A 23,238-nucleotide genomic window follows, 5' to 3' on the forward strand; every position below is an offset into this window, starting at 1 on the left:
CAGGCATGGCGCTGCGATCAAGGGTGACACACACCACACCTATCTGCCCCCTTTGTGCGTTTGGGAACCGTCTGTGGGTACGAAATTCGCATGGCTTTGCGCCGAGAGCAGACGAACGTCTCGATTACCTCTCGGTAGAGATGACGTTTGCGGTCCCGAGGTACACGATGGGGATCGGTGCAGGTACACAGACGAAAACCGGCCTCAGACAGCCCCTCTGACAGGTAAGGAACAGCGTGGCTTCCGGATCCGATCGCAATCCGATCATCATTGGCGGCCTTCCGAGTCAGGTTCCTGACTTCGACCCCGAGGAGACCCAGGAGTGGCTCGACTCCCTCGACGCCGCCATCGACGAGCGCGGCCGTGAGCGGGCCCGCTATCTGATGCTGCGGCTGATCGAGCGGGCCCGCGAGAAGCGCGTGGCCGTGCCCGAGATGCGCAGCACGGACTACGTCAACACCATCGCCACCAAGGACGAGCCGTTCTTCCCGGGCAACGAGGAGATCGAGCGCAAGATCCTCAACGCGACCCGCTGGAACGCGGCCGTCATGGTCTCCCGGGCCCAGCGGCCCGGCATCGGAGTCGGCGGCCACATCGCGACGTTCGCGTCCTCCGCCTCCCTCTACGACGTCGGCTTCAACCACTTCTTCCGCGGCAAGGACGAGGGCGACGGCGGCGACCAGGTCTTCTTCCAGGGGCATGCCTCCCCGGGCATCTACGCGCGCGCGTACCTGCTCGACCGCCTCAGCGAGCGGCACCTGGACGGGTTCCGGCAGGAGAAGTCCAAGGCGCCGTACGGGCTGTCCAGCTATCCGCACCCGCGCTCGATGCCGGGCTTCTGGGAGTTTCCGACGGTCTCCATGGGCCTCGGCCCGATCGGCGCGATCTACCAGGCGCGGATGAACCACTACATGCACGCGCGCGGGATCGCGGACACCTCCAACTCGCATGTGTGGGCCTTCCTCGGCGACGGCGAGATGGACGAGCCGGAGTCACTCGGCCAGCTGTCCATCGCCGCCCGTGAGGGCCTGGACAACCTCACCTTCGTCGTCAACTGCAACCTGCAGCGCCTCGACGGCCCGGTGCGCGGCAACGGCAAGATCATCCAGGAGCTGGAGTCGGTCTTCCGCGGCGCCGGCTGGAACGTGATCAAGCTGATCTGGGACCGCACCTGGGACCCGCTGCTCGCGCAGGACCGCGACGGTGTGCTGGTCAACAAGATGAACACCACGCCGGACGGCCAGTTCCAGACGTACGCGACCGAGACCGGCGCCTACATCCGCGACCGCTTCTTCGGCGACGACCACCGGCTGCGCGCGATGGTCGAGGGCATGACCGACCACCAGATCCTGATGCTGGGCCGCGGCGGCCACGACCACCGCAAGATCTACGCGGCGTTCTCGGCGGCCAAGGCGCACAAGGGGCAGCCGACGGTCATCCTGGCCAAGACGATCAAGGGCTGGACGCTGGGCCCGAACTTCGAGGGCCGCAACGCCACGCACCAGATGAAGAAGCTGACGGTCGACGACCTCAAGCGCTTCCGGGACCGCCTCCACCTACCGATCGCCGACAAGGACCTGGAGTCCGGCCTGCCGCCGTACTACCACCCGGGCCGGGACTCGGAGGAGATCCAGTACATGCACGACCGCCGCAAGGGGCTCGGCGGATACGTCCCGACGCGGGTCGTGCGGTCGAAGCCGCTGGCGCTGCCGGACGACAAGACGTACGCGACCGTGAAGAAGGGCTCGGGCCACCAGTCCATCGCGACGACCATGGCCTTTGTCCGGCTTCTCAAGGACCTCATGCGGGACAAGGAGATCGGCAAGCGGTTCGTGCTGATCGCGCCGGACGAGTACCGCACCTTCGGTATGGACTCCTTCTTCCCGAGCGCGAAGATCTACAACCCGCTGGGGCAGCAGTACGAGGCCGTGGACCGGGACCTGCTCCTCGCGTACAAGGAGTCGCCGACCGGGCAGATGCTGCACGACGGCATCTCCGAGGCCGGCTGCACGGCGTCACTGGTCGCGGCGGGTTCGGCGTACGCCACGCACGGCGAGCCGCTCATCCCGGTGTACGTCTTCTACTCGATGTTCGGTTTCCAGCGCACCGGCGACCAGTTCTGGCAGATGGCCGACCAGCTGGCGCGCGGTTTCGTCCTGGGCGCGACCGCTGGGCGTACGACGCTGACCGGTGAGGGTCTTCAGCACGCGGACGGCCACTCGCAGCTGCTCGCCTCGACGAACCCGGGCTGTGTGGCGTACGACCCGGCGTACTCGTACGAGATCGCGCACATCGTCAAGGACGGTCTGCGCCGGATGTACGGCGGCGACGAGGAGCACCCGCACGGCGAGGACGTCTTCTACTACCTCACCGTCTACAACGAGCCGATCCAGCACCCGGCCGAACCGGAGAACGTCGACGTCGAGGGCATCCTCAAGGGCGTATACCGGCTCAGCGAGGGCACGTCGGGCTCGATCCCGGCCCAGATCATGGCCTCGGGTGTCGCGGTGCCGTGGGCGGTCGAGGCGCAGCAGATCCTCGCCGAGGAGTGGGACGTGAAGGCCGGCGTCTGGTCGGCGACCTCCTGGAACGAGCTGCGGCGCGAGGCCGTGGCCTGCGAGGAGCACAACCTGCTGCACCCCGAGGAGGAGCAGCGGGTGCCGTACGTGACGCGGAAGCTGAACGGTGCGGAGGGGCCGTTCGTGGCCGTGTCCGACTGGATGCGGTCGGTTCCGGACCAGATCGCACGGTGGGTGCCGGGGACGTACCAGTCGCTGGGTGCGGACGGCTTCGGCTTCGCCGACACGCGCGGTGCGGCGCGGCGGTTCTTCCACATCGACGCGCAGTCGATCGTGGTGGCGGTGCTGGCCGAGCTGGCGAAGGAGGGGAAGGTCGACCGGTCGGTGCTGAAGCAGGCGATCGACCGGTACCAGCTCCTCGACGTCGCGGCGGCCGATCCGGGGGCCGCGGGCGGCGACGCGTAGGCCCTCGACGGGGCTGCTTCGAGGGCGGTGGGGCTGAGGTTCTCGGCTCTGCCGCCCTCGGGCGTTCGCCGGCCCGGCGGGTTCTTTACGATGCGGACATGAAGGAGCAATCGGCACAGGAGCGGTGGGAGCGTCGTACCCAGACCCCGCTGCTGGCACTGGCCGTCGTGTTCGCCGTCGCTTATGCCGTGCCGATCGTGGACGGCTCGCCGAGCCGGTCGACGACGCTGGCGTGTCTGGTGGTCGAGTGGGTGGTGTGGGGGGCGTTCGCGGCGGACTACGGGGTGCGGCTGGTGCTGGCGCGCGATCGCCGGGCGTTCGTACGGCGGCACTGGCTGGACCTGTGTGCTGTGATCCTTCCGTTGCTTCAGCCGTTGCGGCTGCTGCGGCTGGTGTCCACGTTGCTGCTGGTGGGGCGGCGGGCGCGGATGGCTACGCAGATCCGGCTGACGACGTATGTGGCCGGGACGGTGATCGGGCTGCTGATGTTCGGGTCGCTGGCCGTGCTGTCGGTGGAGCGGGACGCTCCCGGCGGGAACATCCGGACGCTGGGTGACGCGGTGTGGTGGTCGTTCACGACGATGACGACCGTGGGGTACGGGGACCATGCGCCGACCACCGGGGCGGGGCGGTTGCTCGCGGTGGGGCTGATGCTGTCCGGGATCGCGCTGCTGGGTGTGGTGACGGCGAACATCGCCGCGTGGTTCATCGCTCGGTTCGAGAGGGACGACGTGGAGGAGCGGCGGCAGACGGAGGCGATTGCGGCGTTGACGGAGGAGGTCCGGGCGTTGCGGGCGGAGGTTGCGATGCTGTCCGGTTCGGCGGTTCCGCAACCGGTCGGGGAGGACCAGCGGCGTTGACCGGCTGACCGGCGTTTACGGGGCCTCCGGCGGCGACGCCGGAGGCCCCTCCTCACTCCCCCCGGCTCAGAACATGCCGGTGCCCGGGGTGGTCGCTCCGGCCAGCCAGATGATCGCCAGGAGCGTGTCGATGGTGCCCAGGACGACGGCGATCAGGGCCGGGACCGAGCGGGAGCCGGTCCATGTGCGGCCCATGGACAGCCAGCCGCAGACGATCGCCACCGGGCCGAGGAAGATTCCCAGCACGAAGAAACCGGCGATCGCACAGATGGCACCGATGATTCCGAGTGTCGCGCGATCCGGCCCGGTCCGTGACCACGTCCGGCCACGCGAGCGGGGGTACCTGCGCGTTCCCTGTCCGAAGCCCGCCATCATCAACTCCCTGGATCATCCGGGCTGTTCGGGTTCGGTAGGGCGAGTACCCGCCGTGCGCGCCTCAATCAGGTCTGCCGGCGCGCCGCCCCCCTCCGGCAGCGCGCCGCAGCCCCAGGCCGCCCTCCTCGTCGTACGAACTTGCCGCAGGAACATGCCGTACGAAGGGCTTGAGCCACTCTGAGCTGCGGCGTGGGCCAGGTGGGCGGAATTTTAGGGTTGTCACTCTGATAGGGGAAACAGGGGTCAGAGAGACCCCTGTTGATCCCGCGTCAGATGTGGGCGGCTCCCGCGCCCGCCTCCGCGTTCTCGCCGCGCTTGGTCAGGAAGGCGACCAGGACCGCCACCGCGGCAACTCCGGCGGCGACCAGGGACGCCAGGCTCATGCCGGAGATGAAGGTGTCGTGTGCGACGCCCGTGATCTTCGCGGCAATGGCGTCCGGCGTGCCCGGCGGGACCGGCGCGGCGCCCTGCTGGACGGCCTCGGCGGCCTGCGCCTCCTGGGCCGGGGTGAGTTCCGGAAGGCCCGCCTCCGCCCAGTTGCCGGGGAGGTCGCTGTCGACCTTGGAGGCCATGACGGCGCCCAGGACGGCCGTACCGAGACTGCCGCCGATCTGCATCGCCGCCTGCTGGAGACCGCCGGCCACACCGGAGAGCTCCATCGGGGCGTTGCCGACGATGACCTCGGTGGCACCGACCATGACCGGCGCGAGACCCAGGCCGAGCAGAGCGAACCAGACCGACATGATGCCGCTGCCGGTGTCGGTCTCCAGGGTGGACATGCCGTACATGGCGATCGCGGTGAGCGCCATGCCGCCGGCCAGCGGGACGCGCGGGCCGACCTTGGTGATCATCGCGCCGGCGAGCGGCGAGCCGACGATCATCATGCCGGTGAGCGGCAGCAGGTGCAGACCGGCGTCGATGGGGCTCATGCCGTGCACGTTCTGGAGGTAGAACGTCACGAAGAACAGGCCGCCCATGAACGCGATGGCCATCAGGACCATCAGGACGACACCGGCGGACAGCGCGACCGAGCGGAACAGGCCCAGCGGGATCAGCGGCTCCCGCATCTTCTTCTCCCAGAGGGCGAAGAAGGCGAAGCCCAGCGCGGACACGCCGATGAAGGTCCACGTCTGTCCGTCGCCCCAGCCCCACTCGGGGGCCTTGATGAGCGCCCAGACCAGGCAGAACATCGCGCCGGACAGCAGGCCGATGCCCAGCAGGTCGAAGGAGCGCGGGGCGTTCTCCGCGCGGTGGTCGTTCAGGATGAGCAGGCCCAGGACGAGGGCCAGGACGCCGACCGGCACGTTGATGTAGAAGACCGACTGCCAGCTGACGTGCTCGACCAGGACACCGCCGAGGATCGGGCCGCCGGCCGTGGAGGCACCGATGACCATGCCCCAGATGCCGATGGCCATGTTGAGCTTCTCGGCCGGGAAGGTGGCGCGCAGCAGACCGAGCGCGGCCGGCATCAGCAGGGCGCCGAACAGGCCCTGGAACACGCGGAAGGTGATGACCGCGGCGATGGAGTCGGACAGGCCGATGGCACCCGAGGCGGCGGCGAAGCCGACCACGCCGATGAGGAAGGTCTGCCGGTGGCCGAAGCGGTCACCGAGCTTGCCCGCGGTGATCAGGGAGACCGCGAGGGCGAGGAAGTAGGCGTTGGTGATCCACTGGACCTCGGCCCAGCTGGCCTTGAGGTCGGTGGCGATGGCCGGGTTGGCGATGGCCACGATGGTGCCGTCGAGGGCCACCATCATCACGCCCACGGCGACGGTGATCAGGGTGAGCCAGGGATGACCGCGCAGGCCCCTGGCCGGCGCCGGATCCGACGGGGCTGATGGTGCCTTGTCCCCCGGCCCCGTCTTGTCGATGGTGGTCTGACTAGTCATGTGTTCGAGGTTAGTGTCACCCTCTGACAGTTGACAAACCAGTTCACAAGTCGGTAACTGTCACGTCGCTCCCATATAGCCTGAACTGGGAAAACAGTTCGAGGAAAGGCCTGGTGGACACGGTGAACAGTGCGGGCACGGCATCGGCGCCCCGGCCGGGACTGCGCGAGCTGAAGAAGCGGCGGACCCGGGACGCACTGCTGCGCACCGCGGTCGAGATGTTCACCACGCGCGGGTACGACCACACGACCGTCGACGACATCGCCGCGGCCGTCGACGTCTCGCCCCGCACCTTCTTCCGCTACTTCTCCGGCAAGGAGGACGCCGCCCTCGCCCTGGAGGCGATGACGGTGGCGCACTTCCTCGACGCGGTGCGCGCCCGCCCCGCGCACGAGCCGCCGATGGAGGCGATGCGCCGGGCCGTCATGGAGGGGTGGGACACGCTCAGCGCGGTCGTCGAGTCCGTCGCTCCGATCGAGCAGTATCTGCGGATGTACCAGGTGATCGAGTCGACGCCCGTGCTGCTCGCCGCACATCTGCGCCACTTCGCGGAGACGGAGGAGCAGATGGCGCTGCTGATCGCGGAGCGCGAGGGCCTCGACGTGGACGCCGATCCACGACCGCGGGTGGCGGTGGCCGTCTTCAGCGGGGTGATGCGGGTGACGGAACGTCAGTGGAGCACGGGCCCGGACTTCAGTCTGGCGGCGATGCGCGAACTGACGGCCACCCACCTGGATCAGGTGGGACCGGCACTGGCCGGCAACTGGCGTGCACCTCAAGGAGCGTGACTTTACCCAAACGTGATCCGCGTCACTCGGTTCACGCGAGACCCTCTCGTTCTCCTAGTGTGTCCTCCCAGTGACTTCCTTCGACACCTCTCCCTCCCTCAGCGTCTGGCGCGCACTGCTCGCCCTGGCCGTGGTGTTCGTGATGCTGGCGACCACCGGCTGGACCGCCCTGCGCAGCGGGCGAGCCCAGTCACCGTTGCAGGCCTCGCTCTCCGACTGGGAGCACGGCCGTCTCGACGGACACCGGCTGCCGGACCCGGACGCCGCACCCGCCCGGCTGGCCCGCTTCTTCGCCTCGCTCACCGACCGGCAGCGCGCCCACCTCGCGCACCGCTATCCACTGGCGGTCGGCAACATGAACGGCGCCCCCGTCCGGCTGCGTTACCGCGCCAACCGCATCGCGCTCGACCAGGCCCGCAAGGTCGAACTCAAGCGCATGCACGACAACCGGCTCAGTCCCACCGGGCAGCAGGAGGCGGGCCGGCGTATGCACCGCTTCGCGTCGCTCATGGGGGCCGACCGGCACATCCTCGCCTTCGACCCGGCCGGCTCGGGCCGGATCGCCGAGGTCTTCGGCGATCTGACGAAAGCCCAGCGGGTCTCCGTCGTCGTCCCCGGCGTCGACACCGACCTGCTCACCTTCCAGCGCACCCACCGCAGATACTCGGCACCGGTCGGCATGGCGAAGTCCCTGTACGCGGCCGAGCGCGCGGCGAGCCCCTCGACCCGCACGGCCGTGATCGCCTGGGCCGACTACACCGCACCCAGCGGCATCGGCATGGACGCGGCCACCGCGATGCGCGCCGAGGACGGCGCGGTCCGGCTGAACGAGATGGTGCGCGCGCTGCCCGGCCGGGCGCCCGTTTCGCTGTTCTGCCACAGCTACGGCTCCGTGGTGTGCGGGGTCGCCGCGCACACACTGCCGCACCGGGTCGCCGACATAGCGGTGGCCGGCAGTCCTGGCATGCGAGCGGCGACGGCCTCGCACCTGCGCACCTCGGCGCACGTGTGGGCGATGCGGGACGCCGACGACTGGATCCAGGGCGTGCCGTACATGGAGTTCGGCGGTCTCGGACACGGCGCCGACCCGATGTCCACCGCGTTCGGGGCGCGGGTGCTGTCGGCGCGCGGCGCCGAGGGACACGCTGGCTACTTCGAACCGGGCACACAGAGCCTCGCCAACTTCGCCGAGATCGGGGTTGGCGCGTACCGCGCGGTGGACTGCGCCGACGATGCCGGCACGTGCCGGGCGGGTTTGTCCGGCACCACCGCGGTCGGACGCGCGTAGAGGCGCAAGAAACTGCGGTCTGCGCAGGGAGGGGACGAAAGAGCGCGTGCCGCATACGATGAGCCGCATGGGTGACGTACTGGCCGGATTTCATGCCGCCTGGGAGTTCGAGTCCGACTCCGTGCTCATCCGTTACGAACGGGGGATTCGAACACCCAAGCTGTTCCAGGCGCTCGGGGAGCGCCGTGTGCCACTGGAGGCTCTGCAGGGGGTGACGCTCTCCCCCGGCCGGCGCGGGACCGTGGTGCTGCGTGCCGAGCCACGGGCGGGCGCCGATCCGCTGATCGACGCGGCCGCAGGCCAGCTCAAGGAAGGCAGCGACCCCTATCGTCTGGTGCTGCCTGCCGAACGGGAGACGCTCGCCGAGTACTACGCCGATGAACTACGGGGCCTGCTGACCGAGTCCGGTCCGGCCGAACGCCATCTCGTGGCGGCGCCGGAGCCGCCGTTGCAGTTCAAGGCGTACGACGCGAAGGCGTCCTTCGACGGTACGTCCGTGTCCTTCCGGTGGTTCTGGACGGGGGCGTCGTCGGCGAAGTGGAAGGCCGGCGACCAGAAGTTCGCGGTCGCCGACCTCAGCGGGGTCGAGTGGCGCTCCCCCGAGGTCTTCGAGGGCCATCTGCGGCTGCTGCGGCGCGACGCGCACGATCAGCCTGCGCAGGCCGATCAGGATCCCGCGACGGTGGTGTTCGGGCTGGGGTACGGGCCTGTGCATGAGTCACTGCCGTTCGCGGCGGCTGTACTGGCTGCGGTTCGCACCGCGGGTCCGGCGGCAGCGGTGGTGGCCGCTCCGCGGCGGGATCCCGCGGATATCGCGGAGCGGATTCGGCACCTTGGGGAGTTGCATCAGGCTGGGCTGGTGACGGATGAGGAGTTCTCCGTCAAGAAGGCGGAGTTGTTGGCTGAGCTTTAGCGGGTGTCAGGTGTCTCTACTCGCGTCCGGCGGAAGTGAACGTCATGTCCGCGTAGCGGTTGCCTGACACCCTCTCGGCGATCGGGTCCAGGAGAGCCATGTCCTCCTCGCCGAGCACGATCCGCGTCGCCGCCGTGTTCTCCTCCACCCGGGTCGGCCCGCGGGTGCCCGGGATGGGGACGACCGGGAGGTCGTGGACCGTCGACTGCTGCTGGGCCCAGGCCAGGGCGATCTGGCCGAGGGTGGCGCCGTGGGCGTCGGCCACCTTGCGGATCGGTTCCAGGAGGCTTGCGTTGGCCGTCGCGTTGTCGCCGGTGAAGCGGGGCATCTGGCGGCGGAAGTCGTCGGCCGTCAGGTCCTTCTCGGCGCTGGTGAAGGAGCCCGTGAGGAAACCCCGGCCCAGCGGCGAGTACGGCACGAGGGCCACGCCCAGTTCGCGGGCCGTCGGCACCACGCCCGCCTCGATGTCCCGGCTGAACAGCGACCACTCCGACTGCACGGCGGCGATCGGATGCACGGCCTGCGCGGCCCGCAGTTCGGCACCGGTGACCTCGCTCAGCCCGAGGTGCTTGACCTTCCCCTCGCGGACCAGCTCCGCCATCACGCCGACGGTCTCCTCGATCGGCACGGTCACATCGCGGCGGTGCATGTAGTAGAGGTCGATCACGTCGACGTCCAGGCGCCCGAGGCTCGCCTCGACGGCCTGGCGGATGTACGGCGGGTCGTTGCGGATGATCCGCCGGGTCGGGTCGTCCGGCGGGATCGCCAGGGCGAACTTGGTCGCGATGACCACGTCGTCCCGGTGCGCCTTGAAGAACGGCGACAGGAACCGCTCGTTCTCTCCCTGGCCGTACGCGTCCGCCGTGTCGTAGAGCGTGACGCCCAGCTCCAGCGCCCGCTCCAGGGTGGCCCGGGACTCCTGCGCGTCGGAGGGGCCGTAGGCGAAGCTCATGCCCATGCAGCCGAGGCCCTGCACACCGACCTCGGGGCCGCCGTCGCCGAGTCGTACCGTCGGGATCCTGCTGTCGTTCATCGGGTCGTCTCCGCTTCGCGGACGCGGCCGGCGTCCGTGTAGAAACTGATCTTCCGGTCGAGCACGGCCAGCGTGTCCTGAAGTTCCGCGATCCGGGCCTGTACGTCCCGGCGGGTCTCCTCCAGCAACGTGCACCGCTCGCCGTAGGTGCTGTCGCCCGCACGCACCAGCTCCGCGTACCGCACCATGTCGGCGACCGGCATGCCGGTCAGCCGCAGCTTGCCGACGAGGTCGAGCCAGTCCAGGTCGCGGTTGGTGTAGCGGCGCTGGCCGGTGTGGGAACGGTCGATGTGGGACATCAGGCCGATCCGCTCGTACCAGCGCAGGGTGTGGGCCGACAGGCCGGTGAAGGCGACGACCTCACTGATCGTGTACTGGTCCTGGCCGTCGGGCCGCGGATGCCGGCGGGGTGGGGCGGAGCAGATGTCCGTGCGGGTGAGGGCTTCTTCCGTGCGTTCTTCGGTGGCTGCTGCCGTGGTCTGCATCACCGTCATGCGCTCCACGCTATGACCTTGGAGTGCACTCCAGGCAAGCGCAGACGGTAAGAAATCGGCAGGACGCGCCTGAGGCCGGCTGGCTAGCGTTCGGGGCATGAGTCTTGTACGCCGTGCCGTGCCGGAAGATGCCGAGGAAGTCCTGCGACTGCGCCAGGTGATGATCGATTCGGTCTTCGCGGCGGACGGGTCCAGAGACTGGCATACGGAGTCCCTGCCGACGCTGCGCGCGCGGCTGGGCGAGCCGGACGGGGACTTCGCGGCGTTCGTGGTCGACCACCCGGAGCGGCCGGGGGCACTGGCGGCGCTGGTGGCCGGGACGCTGGAGTACCGGATCGGGAAGGCCGGCAATCCGCACGGCAGGATCGGCTTCGTCTTCAGCGTCGCCACCGACCCGGATGCGCGGCGGCGCGGGTACGCGCGCGCGTGTATGGAGGAACTGCTCCATTGGTTCCGGGAACGCGGCGCCGACCAGGTCGACCTCACCGCCTCCGCCGAGGCCGAGCCGCTCTACGTCTCGCTGGGCTTCGCGCGGCAGAGGGACCCCTTGATGCGGCTGAAGCTCTGAGCAGGCTTAGGCTCGATGGCATGTCCTTGAAGAGCTTGGCGTTGATCGACAACTGGCCGGTTTCTGCTGCTGCGGCGGGTGTCGTACGGGCGGACGGCGCGGTGCTGGGGCGGCACGGGGCGGTCGGGGAGCGGTTTGCGCTGGCCTCGGTCACCAAGCCGCTCGCGGCGTACGCCGTGCTCGTCGCGTACGAGGAGGGGGCGATCGAGCTCGACGAACCGGCCGGGCCGCCCGGCTCGACGGTCCGTCATCTGCTCGCGCACACCTCCGGGCTGGCCTACGACGAGCACCGGGTGACGGCCGCGCCCGGGACACGGCGGCTGTACTCCAACGCCGGGTTCGAGCAGCTCGGGGACCATGTCGCCAAGGCGACGGACATTCCGTTCGGGGAGTATGCGCGACAGGCGGTGCTGGAGCCGCTGGGCATGACGGCGACCTCGTTGGAAGGGTCTCCGGCGAAGGACGGTGTCTCGACGGTCGACGATCTTGTGCGGTTTGCGGCTGAGGTGCAGGCGCCGCGGCTGCTTGATCCGCGGACGGTCGCTGCGGCGATGACTGTGCAGTATCCGGGGACGAAGGGGGTGCTGCCGGGGTACGGGCATCAGAACCCCAACGATTGGGGGCTCGGCTTCGAGATCCGTGACGGCAAGTCCCCGCACTGGACGGGGTCTTCGTCCTCGCCGCGCACCTTCGGGCACTTCGGGCAGTCGGGGACGTTTTTGTGGATCGACCCGGAGGCGGGGGTGGCCTGCGTCGCGCTGACGGATCGGGCGTTCGGGGCCTGGGCGGTTGAGGCGTGGCCGGTGTTCACGGATGCGGTGCTGGCGGAGTTGCGGGGCTGAGGTCGGTATGCCCGCGGCTTGGCGGTGACGACTACGCCATCTCCCAGATCAGCAGTTCCGCCTCCGTCGTCCCCACCCCCTCCACGTCCTTGGCGTCCGTGATGCGGGCCGCGTCGCCCGGGCCCAACGGCTCGGCGTTCAGGGTTACTTCGCCGTGGACCACGTGGACGTACACGTGCCGGCCGTCGGGGATCGCCGTGCGTTCGCCCGGGGTCAGGCGGCGGACGTGGAGTATTGCGCCGGCTTCCGGGACCGCGTAGGGCGTGGCGTCGGCGATGCCGTGGACGATCTCGTAGGACGGGTCGCCGCCGGCGGTCAGCGGGGCCAGCCACATCTGGACGAAGGTCAGCGGGTGGTCGGCGTCGTTGCGTTCGACGTGGCGGACGCCGGACGCCGAGCTGAGCCGCTGGACGTCCCCGGCGCGCACGACCGTCTCGTGGCCCGCGGAGTCGCGGTGGGTCAGCTCGCCCTCGGCGACCCAGGTGACGATCTCGGTGTGGCTGTGCGGGTGCTCGTCGAAGCCGGCGCCGGGGGCGAGCCGCTCCTCGTTGCAGGCGATCAGCGCGCCGAAGCGGAGGTTGTCGGGGTCGTAGTGGGGGCCGAAGGAGAAGGCGTGCCGGGACACGATGCCGGTCTGCGGGTCGCCGCCGGGATAGCGCTCTGCAGCGCGCCGTACGTCCATCACGAGCACCACCGTAGGGCCTGTCCGGCGGATCAGGTCGCAGGGAAGCGGCGGTGACTGATCGGCGCAGGTGAGCGGGGTCTGGTGCGTCCAGCTGCAAGGCGGAGGAGGGAGTCGACGCGATGGGGGTCCCCCCGCTCGAGCGAAGCCGAGCGTGGGGGAGTCGGCGAGTGACGACAACGCCGCAGATGGGCGCACTAGACCCCGCGTCTGCGGCATGGTCCGCCGGACAGGCCCTGCCTCAGCTGTGACCCGGCGGAGCGCACTCGCGTACCGATAAGGCAGTCTTGTCCCCGTGCCCGAACCCGAAGCCCGTCACCCCGACGCCCCTGTACCCGGCGTGCATGCGCACGCCGCGACCCTGAAGCGGCTGGAGATGTCCTCCGGAAGTCTCGCCGCCCAGGCCATCGCGCGGATGGACGAGACGCTGCCGTGGTACCGGGCCATGCCCCCGGAGAACCGTTCCTGGATCGGGCTGGTCGCGCAGGCCGGTATCGCCGCGTTCACCGAGTGGTTCCGGCACCCGGATGCCCCGCAGGCCATCTCCACCGATGTCTTCGGGACCGCGCCACGCGAGCTGACCAGGGCCATCACGCTGCGGCAGACCGTCGAGATGGTGCGCACCACGATCGAGGTGATGGAGAGCGCGATCGACGAGGTCGCCGCCCCCGGCGACGAGCAGGTCCTGCGTGAGGCACTGCTGGTGTACGCGCGTGAGATCGCGTTCGCGACTGCGCAGGTGTACGCGCAGGCCGCCGAGGCACGCGGTGCCTGGGACGCCCGGCTGGAGTCACTGGTCGTGAACGCGGTGCTGAGCGGCGAGGCCGACGAGGGCGCCGTGTCGCGGGCGGCCGCGCTGGGCTGGAACTCACCCGAGCATGTGTGCGTGGTGCTGGGAACCGCGCCCGACGGTGACTCCGAGCTGACGGTGGAGGCGATCCGGCGGGCGGCACGGCACGCCAAGCTCCAGGTGCTGACGGGCGTGCTCGGGGACCGGCTGGTCGTGATCGCGGGCGGCAGTGACAATCCGCTCGCTGTCGCGAAGTCGCTCATCGGGCCCTTCGCCGCAGGTCCCGTCGTCGCGGGGCCGATCGTGACCGATCTGCTGGCCGCGACCAGGTCCGCACAGGCCGCCGCCGCGGGGCTCAAGGCGTGTTTGGCCTGGCAGGATGCGCCACGGCCGGTTCTGGCGGACGACCTGCTTCCGGAACGCGCGATCGCCGGTGACCCGAGCGCGCGCGAGCAGCTGGTGGAGGAGATCTACAGACCGCTGGAGGAAGCCGGCTCGGCGCTCCTGGAGACCCTCAGCGTCTATCTGGAGCAGGCGAGCAGCCTCGAAGGAGCGGCCCGGATGCTGTTCGTGCATCCCAACACCGTGCGCTACCGGCTTCGACGTGTGACTGACGTCACCGGTTGGTCGCCATCCGATGTACGTTCCGCGTTCACGTTGCGCATCGCACTGATCCTGGGGCGTCTGGCGGATGGAGATCTCCAGCCCTAGCCTTTTGTCGGGGGCCCACAAAACCCCTTCGTGTTCTTCGTCCTTGTCCCCACGGGCGGCCATGGCCGTCCCCAAGAGAGAGTGTGAGAGTGCTCGTACTCGTCGCTCCCGGCCAAGGCGCCCAGACGCCCGGCTTCCTGACTCCCTGGCTCGAACTGCCCGGTGCCGCCGACCGCGTGGCCGCCTGGTCGGACACCATCGGACTGGACCTCGCCCACTACGGCACGAAGGCCGACGCGGACGAGATCCGCGACACCGCCGTGGCGCAGCCGCTGCTCGTCGCCGCCGGAATTCTCTCGGCCACGGCACTGGGTGCCTACCCGTTCGCCGCCGATGCGGCGGTCACCCCGGGCGCGGTCGCCGGCCACAGCGTCGGTGAGATCACCGCCGCCGCGTTCGCGGGCGTCCTCGACGACACCGCCGCCCTGACGCTCGTACGCAAGCGGGGCCTGGCCATGGCCGACGCCGCCGCGATCACCGAGACCGGGATGTCGGCGCTGCTCGGCGGCGACCCCGAGGTGTCCGTCGCACACCTGGAGAAGCTGGGCCTGACCCCGGCGAACGTCAACGGCGCCGGGCAGATCGTGGCCGCGGGCACCCTGAAGCAGCTCGCCGCGCTGAACGAGGACAAGCCCGAGGGTGTCCGCAAGGTGGTCCCGCTGAAGGTGGCCGGCGCGTTCCACACCCACCACATGGCGCCCGCGGTCGACACGCTGGCCGAGGCCGCCAAGGCGCTCACGCCCGCCGACCCGAAGGTCACATACGTCTCGAACAAGGACGGCCGGACGGTCGCCTCCGGCGCCGAGGTCGTCGAGCGGCTGGTCGGCCAGGTCGCCAACCCGGTGCGCTGGGACCGGTGCATGGAGACCTTCCAGGAGCTCGGCGTCACCGCCCTGCTCGAGGTGTGCCCCGGCGGCACGCTGACCGGTCTCGCCAAGCGGGCCCTGCCCGGCGTCAAGACGCTGACCCTGAAGACCCCCGACGACCTCGACGCGGCCCGCGAGCTCGTCGCAGAGCACGCCTGAGCCCCTGAAGGAGCCCGACCGAATGCCGAAGATCAAGCCCAGCAAGGGCGCCCCGTACGCGCGCATCCTCGGCGTGGGCGGGTACCGGCCCACCCGAGTCGTGCCGAACGAGGTGATCCTCGAGAAGATCGACTCCTCCGACGAGTGGATCCGTTCGCGCTCCGGCATCGAGACGCGGCACTGGGCGAACGCCGAGGAGACCGTCGCCGCGATGTCGGTCGAGGCGTCCGGCAAGGCGATCGCCGACGCCGGTGTCTCCGCCGAGCAGATCGGCGCGGTGATCGTCTCGACCGTCACCCACTTCAAGCAGACCCCGGCCGTGGCCACCGAGATCGCCGACAAGCTCGGCACGGCCAAGGCCGCCGCGTTCGACATCTCGGCCGGCTGCGCGGGCTTCGGCTACGGCCTGACCCTCGCCAAGGGCATGATCGTCGAGGGCTCCGCCGAGTACGTCCTCGTCATCGGCGTGGAGCGGCTGAGCGACCTGACCGACCTGGAGGACCGGGCGACGGCCTTCCTGTTCGGCGACGGTGCGGGCGCGGTCGTCGTGGGCCCGGCCACCGAGCCCGGGATCGGCCCGACCGTCTGGGGCTCGGAGGGCGACAAGTCCGAGACCATCAAGCAGACCGTGCCCTGGACCGACTACCGCGAGGGCGAGGTCGAGCGGTTTCCTGCGATCACGCAGGAGGGCCAGGCGGTGTTCCGCTGGGCCGTGTTCGAGATGGCGAAGGTCGCCAAGGAGGCCCTGGAAGTCTCCGGACTTTCGCCGGACGAACTGGACGTCTTCATCCCGCACCAGGCCAACGAGCGGATCATCGACTCGATGGTGAAGACGCTGAAGCTGCCGGAGAGCGTCACGGTCGCCCGTGACGTGCGCACCACCGGCAACACCTCGGCCGCCTCGATTCCGCTCGCGATGGAGCGGCTCCTGGCGACCGGCGAGGCGAAGAGCGGCGACACCGCGCTCGTCATCGGATTCGGGGCGGGTCTCGCTTACGCCGCCACGGTCGTTACCCTCCCCTAGGCACTCCGTGCCGGATCGTGCTGATCCGGTGCGGGCACTGCAAGCACCTGCCGCTCACGCGGTGGGCGCCACACCCTCTGGAACATCTACGAAGGAGCGCCTGACATGGCCGCCACTCAGGAAGAGATCGTCGCCGGTCTCGCGGAGATCGTGAACGAGATCGCCGGCATCCCGGTTGAGGACGTCCAGCTGGACAAGTCCTTCACCGACGACCTGGACGTCGACTCGCTGTCCATGGTCGAGGTCGTCGTCGCCGCCGAAGAGCGCTTCGACGTCAAGATCCCGGACGACGACGTCAAGAACCTCAAGACCGTGGGCGACGCGACCAACTACATCCTCAAGCACCAGGCCTGAGACACCCCTTAGGCCGGGAGCTGCCGGCCCCGCCACCCGGCGGTGGCGCCGCTGAATCCTCGTATCCGTTGGAGAAAGAATTCCCGTGAGCCCGACCAATCGCACTGTGGTCGTCACCGGTATCGGCGCAACCACACCGCTGGGTGGCGACGCAGCCTCTACTTGGGAGGGCCTGGTCGCCGGACGTTCCGGCGTCAAGGCCCTGGAGCAGGACTGGGCCGCCGACCAGGCGGTCCGTATCGCCGCGCCGGTCGCGGTGGAACCGACCGAGACCATCCCCCGGCCGCAGGCCCGCCGCCTGGACCGCTCGGCGCAGTTCGCGCTGATCGCCGCTCAGGAAGCCTGGGCCGACGCCGGTTTCACCGCAAAGGCCGGTGAGGACACGGCCGTCGACCCGGACCGGCTCGGTGCGGTCATCGCGTCCGGCATCGGCGGTGTCACGACCCTGCTCGACCAGTACGACGTGCTCAAGGAGAAGGGCGTCCGCCGCGTCTCCCCGCACACCGTCCCCATGCTGATGCCGAACAGCCCGTCCGCGAACGTGGGTCTGGCCGTGGGCGCCCGGGCGGGCGTGCACACGCCGGTCTCCGCGTGCGCGTCGGGCGCCGAGGCCATCGGCTACGCCATCGAGATGATCCGCTCCGGCCGCGCCGACATCGTCGTCGCGGGTGGCACGGAGGCGGCGATCCACCCGCTGCCCATCGCCGCCTTCGGCAACATGATGGCGATGTCCAAGAACAACGAGAACCCGCAGGGCGCCTCGCGTCCGTACGACGTGGCCCGTGACGGCTTCGTCCTCGGTGAGGGCGCCGGCGTGGTCGTCCTGGAGTCCGCCGAGCACGCCGCGAAGCGCGGTGCGCGCGTCTACGCGGAGGCGGTCGGGCAGGGCATCTCCGCCGACAGTCACGACATCGTGCAGCCCGAGCCGGAGGGGCGCGGTATCGCGCACGCCCTGCAGAACCTGCTCGAGAGGACCGACCTCGACCCGGCCGAGATCATGCACGTCAACGCGCACGCGACGTCGACGCCGGCCGGTGACGTCGCCGAGCTGAAGGCGCTGCGGAAGGTGTTCGGTGACGACGCCGACCACATCGCGGTGTCCGCGACGAAGTCGATGACCGGGCATCTGCTGGGTGGTGCGGGCGGGGTCGAGACCGTTGCGACCGTGCTCGCCCTGTACCACCGGGTTGCTCCGCCGACCATCAACGTGGAGAACATCGACCCGGAGGCCGAGGCCAACGCCGACGTGGTCCGCGGTGAGGCGCGCAAGCTGCCCGTCGAGGGCCGTATCGCCGCGCTGAACGACTCGTTCGGGTTCGGCGGGCACAACGTGGTACTGGCGTTCCGGACGGTCTGACGGCCTGTCCTACGAGCGTGAAGGGCCCCCACCAGCCGGTGGGGGCCCTTCGTACGTGTGGGGCAGGGAATCACACCACCTGATGCAACCAGCGGACCGGCGCTCCCTCGCCCGCGTACCGGAACGGCTCCAGCTCGTCGTCCCACGGCTTTCCGAGGAGCTTGGACAGCTCGGCCTCCAGATCCGTCTCCCCTCGCTGACTGCGGAGCAGCGCCGCGCGCAGGCGGTCCTCGGGGATCAGGATGTCGCCGTGGATGCCGGTGACGGCGTGGAAGATGCCGAGGTCGGGGGTGCAGCTGTAGCGCTCGCCCTCGGCGGTCGGGCAGGGCTCGGCGGTGACCTCGAAGCGGAGGAGATGCCAGCCCCGTAGCGCGGAGGCGAGTTTGGAGGCCGTGCCGGCCTCGCCCTGCCAGGAGAACTCCGAGCGCCAGGTGCCGGGCGCGGCGGGCTGCCGGATCCAGTCGAGGTTGACGCGTGTGCCGAGCACCCCGGCGACGGCCCACTCGACATGCGGGCACAGCGCGCGCGGCGCGGAGTGCACGTACAGAACTCCACGTGTCGTCACCGGGACCTCCGGGCAGAGCGGGCATGGTGCGTTCGGGCGGGGAGGTGGCTGTCAGCCACGTTGATGGCGAGGCTACCGTGCGGCGGCGCAAGGAGTGTGACGTACCGTCGGTCCAGGTGCCGGGAAACTCCCGCCATTCACCCGGCAGGACGCTTGTACGGCCGTGCGCCGTTGCCCGCCGCGCGGCCGGGAACTCTTGCGCGTTGTTATGGAGGGAGACCGCCGCGCGGTCTTGAGGACGACCGTCGCACACCGGCGCACGAGGACCGAGGGGATCAGCAACGGATGCGGAAGACCGGAGAACGCTCGCGGGCCTGGCTCGCCGTGCTCACCGCGGCCCTCCTCTGTGTCACCGGATGCGATGCGGTGGGGGGCGACTCGTCGGGCCCGGCGGGTACCGGTGCGCAGCGGGCGAAGCCGAGTCCGACGCCGGCCTGGGACCGCAGCCCGGGTTCGATCGCCGCGATCGGCGACTCGATCACCCGCGGTTTCGATGCCTGCGAGGTCCTGTCGGACTGTCCGGAGGCCTCCTGGGCGACCGGCAGCAGCCCCGACGTCGACAGTCTCGCCGTACGGCTGCTGGGGGGTGCGCGGGCCGCCACGCACAGCTGGAACTACGCCGTGACGGGGGCACGGATGGCGGACCTGCCCGGGCAGATGGCGCGGGCGGTGACCCGTGAGCCGGAGTTGGTGACGGTGATGGCCGGGGCGAACGACGCCTGCCGGGCCTCGACGGCGGAGATGACGCCGGTGGCCGACTTCCGCGCCGACTTCGAGGACGCGCTGCACACCCTGCGCGAGGCCCTGCCCAAGGCGCAGGTGTATGTGGCGAGCGTGCCGGACCTGAAGCGGCTGTGGTCCGAGGGGCGTACCAATCCGCTGGGCAAGCAGGTGTGGAAGCTGGGCATCTGCCCGTCGATGCTGGGCGACGCGGACGCGCTGGACGCGGCGGCGAACCAGCGGCGCGAGACGGTGCAGCAGCGGGTGGAGGACTACAACGGCGTGCTGGAGGAGGTGTGCGCGCAGGACGAGCGGTGCCGCTTCGACGACGGCGCGGTGTACGAGTACCGCTTCGGCACGGCGCAGTTGAGCCACTGGGACTGGTTCCATCCGAGCAAGAACGGGCAGGCGCGGCTGGCGGAGATCGCGTACCGGAAGGTCACCGGCAAGGAGGCGTGACCTAGGGTTTCGCTCATGAGCGAACACTTCGGCACACTTTCCGACGGCACCCCCATCGAGCGCTGGACCCTGGAACGGGCGGGCGTGCGGGTGCGGATCCTGTCGTACGGCGGAATCGTGCAGTCGGTGCAGATGCCGGACCGGCAGGGGCAGGCCGCGGACGTGGTGCTGGGCTTCGCGGACCTGGACGGGTACGTCGAACATCCGGGGCCCTACTTCGGCGCCCTGGTGGGCCGGTACGCCAACCGGATCGCGGGCGGCCGCTTCCCGCTGGACGGACGGACGTACGAGCTCGCGCGGAACAACGGGCCGAACTCGCTGCACGGCGGCGAGTGCGGCTTCGACAAGCGGGTGTGGGAGGTGACGCCGGTCGAGCACGGCGTACGGCTCAGCCGGGTCAGCCCGCACGGCGAGGAGGGCTTCCCGGGCCGGCTGGAGGTGTCGGCGACGTACCGCCTCGACGCGACGGGCGCGCTGCGGATCTCCTACGAGGCGGTCACGGACGCGCCGACCGTGGTGAACCTGACGAACCACTCGTACTGGAACCTGAGCGGTTCCGGCACCGCGGGCGGCCATGCGCTGCGGATCGCCGCAGGGCGGTACACGCCGGTCGACGCGGACCTGATCCCGGCCGGCATCGCCTCCGTCGAGGGCACCCGCTTCGACTTCCGCACGCAGCGCAAGGCCGGCGCCGGCTACGACCACAACTTCGTGCTCGACAAGGGGGTGACCGGGACGCCGGAGGAGGTGGCCGAGCTGTACGACCCGGCGTCCGGGCGGGTCCTGACCGTGTCGACCACGGAGCCCGGCCTCCAGCTGTACACCGCCGACCACCTGGGCGAGCCCTTCGCCCCCGGCGACGGCATCGCCCTGGAGACGCAGGCCTTCCCGGACTCCCCGAACCGGCCGGAGTTCCCGAGCACGGTGCTGCGGCCGGGCGAGGTGTACCGGTCGGAGACGGTGTACGGCTTCTCGAACCGTTAGGGCTTCTCGCCACGAGCCCCGGCCCGGGTGTCAGGTCCCGGGCCGGGGCTGTTCGTGGGTTGCCCCGCCTCAGACGTTAATCGTCGCGGTGAGGCGGCGGTCCGTGATCGAGTGGCCGACCTGGATTTCGTACGAACCCTTCACAAACGACCATGACGTGGTCATCTCGTCCCAGATCTCGAACGCACGGCGCGGGAGCTCCACGGTGACCTCGACGCGCTCGCCGGGCGCGGCCTCCACCCCGGCGAAGCCGGCCAGCCGGCGCGCGGGGCGCTCGGGGTCGGGCTCGCTCGGCGCCAGGTACACCTGGACGACCTCGCGGCCCGGGCGCTCGCCGGAGTTGCGCAGGCGGACCCGGACACTGCTGCCCTCGACCTCGACGGACTCGTAGGTCCAGTCGGTGTAGCCGAGGCCGTGGCCGAAGGGGTACGCCGGGGTGCGGCCGTGCTTGTCCCAGGCGCGGTGGCCGATGAACACGTCCTCGGCGTACGGGAGTTCGCCGTCCGTCGGGACGACCTGGGTGACCGGGGCGTCCGCCAGGGAGCCCCATGTGGTCGGCAGGCGCCCGCCGGGCTCGTACGCGCCGGTCAGCACGTCCGCCAGTGCCGCACCGCCCTCCTGTCCCGGGAACCAGGTCAGCAGCACGGCCGCGACCTCCTCGCGCCAGGGCAGCTCCACCGGCGAGCCGGCGTTGACGACCACGACGGTGTGCGGGTTGGCGGCGGCGACGGCGCGGACCAGGTCGTCCTGGCTGCCGGGGAGCCTGAGGTCGGTGCGGTCGAAGCCCTCGGACTCGACGCGCTCGGTGGTGGCGACCACGACGACGGCCGTGTCGGCGTCGCGGGCGGCCTCGACGGCCTCGGCGATCAGTTCGCCGGCGTCGCGCTGCGGCTGCTGGTGGGCGAGGGCGAAGGTGACCATCTTCATCGGGATGCCCTCGGGGTGGTCGATGACGTGGGTGAGGGAGACGTCGACCGGTTCTCCCGCGGTGAGTTCGGGCCGGGCGCGGGGCACCGGGGCGCCGAAGAAGGCCTGGAAGGGGTCGTCGCCGGCGGGGCGCTGGACGTCGTCGTAGTGGGTCGTGCCGTCGACGGTGAGGGTGAAGGCGCCCAGGCCCTTGACGCCGAAGGTGTGCGGGCCGGTCTCGCGCGGGGTGAAGGTGCCGGTCAGTTCGACGGTGTGCAGGCGGTCGTGGGTGACGCCCTCGGGGAGGTCGTCGCCGATCCATTGGATCTGGCCGTTGGGCACCGGGGCGGTGCCGATGACGTTGCCGTCGGCGTCGCGGCAGACGGCACGCAGCTCGAAGCCCTGGTCGGCGACGGCCAGTTCGGTGTTCGGGTCGGCGCCGACGGCGTAGGTGAGGGCGCCGTCGGGGAGGGCGGCGGTGAGGCCGTCGAGCGGGGAGACGACGTGTGCCGGGAAGACGGTGGCGGAGCCGCCGCCGAGGACGCGGGCGTCGCGGGCGGCGGCGCCGATCAACGCGACCTTGCCCGGCCTGAGCGGAAGGGCGTCGTTCTCGTTGCGCACCAGGACGAAGGAGCGGCGGGCGATCTCGTGGGCCAGTGCCTCGCCGTCGAGGGGCTCCGGCAGCTCGGTGACGGCCGGTTCGGCGCCCTCGAGGATGCCGACGCGGGCGGCCAGGCGCAGGACGTTGCGGACCGCCTCGTCGACCTTGGCCTCGGCGACCTCGCCGCTGCGTACGGCCCGGGCGAGGGCGGCGCCGTACACGGTCTGCGGGCCGGGCATGGCGACGTCGAGGCCGCCCTCGATGCAGGCGGCGGTGGTGCGGGCGGCGGTCCAGTCGGAGACATTGAAGCCGTCGAAGCCCCATTCGCCGCGCAGGACCTCGTTGACCAGGTGGTGGTGCTCGGTCATCGTCGTGCCGTTGACCGAGTTGTAGGCCGTCATGATGCCCCAGGGGTGGGCGTTCTCGACGATCGCCTCGAAGGGGGCGAGGTACAGCTCGCGCAGGGCGCGTTCGCCGACCTTGTTGTTCACCGTGAAGCGGTCGGTCTCGGCGTCGTTGGCGACGAAGTGCTTGACGGTGGTGCCGACGCCGCCGGACTGGACGCCGGTCACATAGCCGGCGCCGATCCGCCCGGTCAGGTACGGGTCCTCGCTGTAGGCCTCGAAGTGGCGGCCGCCGAGCGGGGAGCGGTGCATGTTCACCGTGGGGGCGAGCAGGACGTGGACGCCCTTGCGGCGGGCCTCCTGGGCGAGGAGGGTGCCGGCGCGGCGGGCGAGGTCGAGGTCCCAGGTGGCGGCCAGGGCGGTGGGTGAGGGCAGGGCGACGGAGGGGTCGTCGGCACTCCAGCGCACCCCGCGTACGCCGATCGGCCCGTCGGACATGACGAGGGACTTCAGGCCGATGGCGGGCAGGGCGGGCAGGGTCCAGGCGTCCTGCCCGGACAGCAGCCGGGTCTTGTCGTCCAGGTCGAGTGCACCGAGGGCCGCTTCGACGGCGGCCTCGCGGGCCTGGTCGGCGAGCGTGCGGTGGGCCGGGGTCTCCGCCATGGCGGTGCCTCCTCGCGTT

At 70.5% G+C, this 23,238-nt stretch carries 21 protein-coding genes; 14 read left to right on the forward strand and 7 right to left on the reverse strand.

Annotated elements, in window-relative coordinates:
- Positions 1–236 precede the first annotated feature (236 nt).
- Together aceE and ACFV7R_RS13270 are read left to right on the forward strand one after the other, a co-directional pair.
- Positions 237–2,984 carry a pyruvate dehydrogenase (acetyl-transferring), homodimeric type gene (gene aceE, locus ACFV7R_RS13265; protein WP_385263174.1) on the forward strand — a complete coding sequence of 916 codons (2,748 nt, stop codon included), beginning with the start codon at positions 237–239 and terminating at the stop codon, positions 2,982–2,984.
- 98 nt (positions 2,985–3,082) lie between these two features.
- Positions 3,083–3,844 (forward strand): potassium channel family protein, encoded by a 762-nt coding sequence (locus ACFV7R_RS13270; protein ID WP_385263176.1) that lies wholly within the window; start codon positions 3,083–3,085, stop codon positions 3,842–3,844.
- Positions 3,845–3,910: 66 nt separating this feature from the next.
- On the opposite strand, the gene ACFV7R_RS13275 is transcribed toward ACFV7R_RS13270, so the two are convergent.
- Both ACFV7R_RS13275 and ACFV7R_RS13280 read right to left on the reverse strand, forming a co-directional pair.
- Positions 3,911–4,219: a small hydrophobic protein gene (locus ACFV7R_RS13275; RefSeq protein ID WP_385263177.1), complete on the reverse strand. Its 309-nt coding sequence runs from the start codon at positions 4,217–4,219 to the stop codon at positions 3,911–3,913.
- A gap of 269 nt (positions 4,220–4,488) precedes the next feature.
- Positions 4,489–6,108: an MFS transporter gene (locus ACFV7R_RS13280; RefSeq protein WP_385263179.1), complete on the reverse strand. Its 1,620-nt coding sequence runs from the start codon at positions 6,106–6,108 to the stop codon at positions 4,489–4,491.
- A gap of 122 nt (positions 6,109–6,230) precedes the next feature.
- On the opposite strand from ACFV7R_RS13280, the gene ACFV7R_RS13285 reads away from it, so the two are divergent.
- The 3 genes from ACFV7R_RS13285 to ACFV7R_RS13295 all read left to right on the forward strand — a co-directional run bounded on the left by ACFV7R_RS13285 (position 6,231) and on the right by ACFV7R_RS13295 (position 9,097).
- Complete coding sequence (locus ACFV7R_RS13285; RefSeq protein WP_385263368.1) at positions 6,231–6,896, forward strand: TetR family transcriptional regulator; 666 nt, start codon at positions 6,231–6,233, stop codon at positions 6,894–6,896.
- Between the two features lie 70 nt (positions 6,897–6,966).
- Positions 6,967–8,184, forward strand: a complete 1,218-nt coding sequence (locus tag ACFV7R_RS13290; RefSeq protein WP_385263180.1) for an alpha/beta hydrolase — start codon at positions 6,967–6,969, stop codon at positions 8,182–8,184.
- 67 nt (positions 8,185–8,251) lie between these two features.
- Complete coding sequence (locus ACFV7R_RS13295; RefSeq protein ID WP_385263182.1) at positions 8,252–9,097, forward strand: DUF4429 domain-containing protein; 846 nt, start codon at positions 8,252–8,254, stop codon at positions 9,095–9,097.
- A 16-nt stretch (positions 9,098–9,113) separates the two neighbouring features.
- Here ACFV7R_RS13295 and ACFV7R_RS13300 read toward each other — a convergent pair whose 3' ends face one another.
- Together ACFV7R_RS13300 and ACFV7R_RS13305 are read right to left on the reverse strand one after the other, a co-directional pair.
- A complete protein-coding gene (locus ACFV7R_RS13300; protein ID WP_385263184.1) occupies positions 9,114–10,130 on the reverse strand; it encodes an aldo/keto reductase in 1,017 nt (338 codons plus the stop codon).
- The gene (locus ACFV7R_RS13305) at positions 10,127–10,624 is read right to left on the reverse strand and encodes a MerR family transcriptional regulator (RefSeq protein WP_385263185.1); all 498 of its coding nucleotides are present in this window, start codon (positions 10,622–10,624) and stop codon (positions 10,127–10,129) included. Before ACFV7R_RS13305 ends, ACFV7R_RS13300 begins: the two co-directional genes overlap by 4 nt.
- A 97-nt stretch (positions 10,625–10,721) precedes the next feature.
- On the opposite strand from ACFV7R_RS13305, the gene ACFV7R_RS13310 reads away from it, so the two are divergent.
- Positions 10,722–11,192: a GNAT family N-acetyltransferase gene (locus ACFV7R_RS13310; protein WP_385263187.1), complete on the forward strand. Its 471-nt coding sequence runs from the start codon at positions 10,722–10,724 to the stop codon at positions 11,190–11,192.
- Between the two features lie 20 nt (positions 11,193–11,212).
- Positions 11,213–12,034, forward strand: a complete 822-nt coding sequence (locus ACFV7R_RS13315; RefSeq protein WP_385263189.1) for a serine hydrolase domain-containing protein — start codon at positions 11,213–11,215, stop codon at positions 12,032–12,034.
- A 31-nt stretch (positions 12,035–12,065) separates the two neighbouring features.
- On the opposite strand, the gene ACFV7R_RS13320 is transcribed toward ACFV7R_RS13315, so the two are convergent.
- Entirely contained in the window at positions 12,066–12,716 is a 651-nt protein-coding gene (locus ACFV7R_RS13320; protein ID WP_385263369.1) for a pirin family protein, read from the reverse strand.
- 295 nt (positions 12,717–13,011) lie between these two features.
- Between ACFV7R_RS13320 and fasR the strand changes: the two genes are divergently transcribed.
- The 5 genes from fasR to ACFV7R_RS13345 all read left to right on the forward strand — a co-directional run bounded on the left by fasR (position 13,012) and on the right by ACFV7R_RS13345 (position 17,977).
- Entirely contained in the window at positions 13,012–14,217 is a 1,206-nt protein-coding gene (gene fasR / locus ACFV7R_RS13325) for a fatty acid biosynthesis transcriptional regulator FasR (RefSeq protein ID WP_385263190.1), read from the forward strand.
- Positions 14,218–14,306: 89 nt separating this feature from the next.
- Positions 14,307–15,242, forward strand: coding sequence for an ACP S-malonyltransferase (locus tag ACFV7R_RS13330; RefSeq protein WP_385263191.1), 936 nt, complete (start codon positions 14,307–14,309; stop codon positions 15,240–15,242).
- Positions 15,243–15,264: 22 nt separating this feature from the next.
- Complete coding sequence (locus ACFV7R_RS13335; protein ID WP_385263192.1) at positions 15,265–16,266, forward strand: ketoacyl-ACP synthase III; 1,002 nt, start codon at positions 15,265–15,267, stop codon at positions 16,264–16,266.
- Between the two features lie 105 nt (positions 16,267–16,371).
- Complete coding sequence (locus tag ACFV7R_RS13340; RefSeq protein ID WP_129800876.1) at positions 16,372–16,620, forward strand: acyl carrier protein; 249 nt, start codon at positions 16,372–16,374, stop codon at positions 16,618–16,620.
- 85 nt (positions 16,621–16,705) lie between these two features.
- On the forward strand, positions 16,706–17,977 hold the full coding sequence (locus ACFV7R_RS13345; protein WP_385263193.1) for a beta-ketoacyl-[acyl-carrier-protein] synthase family protein: 1,272 nt from the start codon (positions 16,706–16,708) through the stop codon (positions 17,975–17,977).
- A 70-nt stretch (positions 17,978–18,047) separates the two neighbouring features.
- Here the strand turns inward: ACFV7R_RS13345 and ACFV7R_RS13350 are convergent, their stop codons facing one another.
- Positions 18,048–18,542 carry a DUF3145 domain-containing protein gene (locus ACFV7R_RS13350; RefSeq protein WP_361476472.1) on the reverse strand — a complete coding sequence of 165 codons (495 nt, stop codon included), beginning with the start codon at positions 18,540–18,542 and terminating at the stop codon, positions 18,048–18,050.
- Between the two features lie 285 nt (positions 18,543–18,827).
- On the opposite strand from ACFV7R_RS13350, the gene ACFV7R_RS13355 reads away from it, so the two are divergent.
- The gene (locus ACFV7R_RS13355) at positions 18,828–19,721 is read left to right on the forward strand and encodes an SGNH/GDSL hydrolase family protein (RefSeq protein WP_385263195.1); all 894 of its coding nucleotides are present in this window, start codon (positions 18,828–18,830) and stop codon (positions 19,719–19,721) included.
- A gap of 15 nt (positions 19,722–19,736) precedes the next feature.
- Positions 19,737–20,705, forward strand: a complete 969-nt coding sequence (locus ACFV7R_RS13360) for an aldose epimerase family protein (protein ID WP_385263197.1) — start codon at positions 19,737–19,739, stop codon at positions 20,703–20,705.
- Between the two features lie 69 nt (positions 20,706–20,774).
- Here ACFV7R_RS13360 and ACFV7R_RS13365 read toward each other — a convergent pair whose 3' ends face one another.
- Positions 20,775–23,219, reverse strand: coding sequence for a glycoside hydrolase family 3 C-terminal domain-containing protein (locus tag ACFV7R_RS13365; protein ID WP_385263198.1), 2,445 nt, complete (start codon positions 23,217–23,219; stop codon positions 20,775–20,777).
- Between the last annotated feature and the right edge of the window lie 19 nt (positions 23,220–23,238).

Source organism: Streptomyces sp. NPDC059866 (assembly GCF_042731325.1).
Taxonomy (GTDB): domain Bacteria; phylum Actinomycetota; class Actinomycetes; order Streptomycetales; family Streptomycetaceae; genus Streptomyces; species Streptomyces flavusporus.

Coding starts and splice junctions, on each gene's coding strand:
- ACFV7R_RS13310 (WP_385263187.1), top strand. CDS start 10,722: ATGAGTCTTGTACGCCGTGCCGTGCCGGAAGATGCCGAGGAAGTCCTG.
- ACFV7R_RS13315 (WP_385263189.1), top strand. CDS start 11,213: ATGTCCTTGAAGAGCTTGGCGTTGATCGACAACTGGCCGGTTTCTGCT.
- ACFV7R_RS13320 (WP_385263369.1), bottom strand. CDS start 12,716: ATGGACGTACGGCGCGCTGCAGAGCGCTATCCCGGCGGCGACCCGCAG.
- ACFV7R_RS13355 (WP_385263195.1), top strand. CDS start 18,828: ATGCGGAAGACCGGAGAACGCTCGCGGGCCTGGCTCGCCGTGCTCACC.
- ACFV7R_RS13335 (WP_385263192.1), top strand. CDS start 15,265: ATGCCGAAGATCAAGCCCAGCAAGGGCGCCCCGTACGCGCGCATCCTC.
- ACFV7R_RS13360 (WP_385263197.1), top strand. CDS start 19,737: ATGAGCGAACACTTCGGCACACTTTCCGACGGCACCCCCATCGAGCGC.
- ACFV7R_RS13280 (WP_385263179.1), bottom strand. CDS start 6,108: ATGACTAGTCAGACCACCATCGACAAGACGGGGCCGGGGGACAAGGCA.
- ACFV7R_RS13340 (WP_129800876.1), top strand. CDS start 16,372: ATGGCCGCCACTCAGGAAGAGATCGTCGCCGGTCTCGCGGAGATCGTG.
- ACFV7R_RS13305 (WP_385263185.1), bottom strand. CDS start 10,624: ATGACGGTGATGCAGACCACGGCAGCAGCCACCGAAGAACGCACGGAA.
- ACFV7R_RS13300 (WP_385263184.1), bottom strand. CDS start 10,130: ATGAACGACAGCAGGATCCCGACGGTACGACTCGGCGACGGCGGCCCC.
- ACFV7R_RS13365 (WP_385263198.1), bottom strand. CDS start 23,219: ATGGCGGAGACCCCGGCCCACCGCACGCTCGCCGACCAGGCCCGCGAG.
- ACFV7R_RS13275 (WP_385263177.1), bottom strand. CDS start 4,219: ATGATGGCGGGCTTCGGACAGGGAACGCGCAGGTACCCCCGCTCGCGT.
- ACFV7R_RS13270 (WP_385263176.1), top strand. CDS start 3,083: ATGAAGGAGCAATCGGCACAGGAGCGGTGGGAGCGTCGTACCCAGACC.
- ACFV7R_RS13295 (WP_385263182.1), top strand. CDS start 8,252: ATGGGTGACGTACTGGCCGGATTTCATGCCGCCTGGGAGTTCGAGTCC.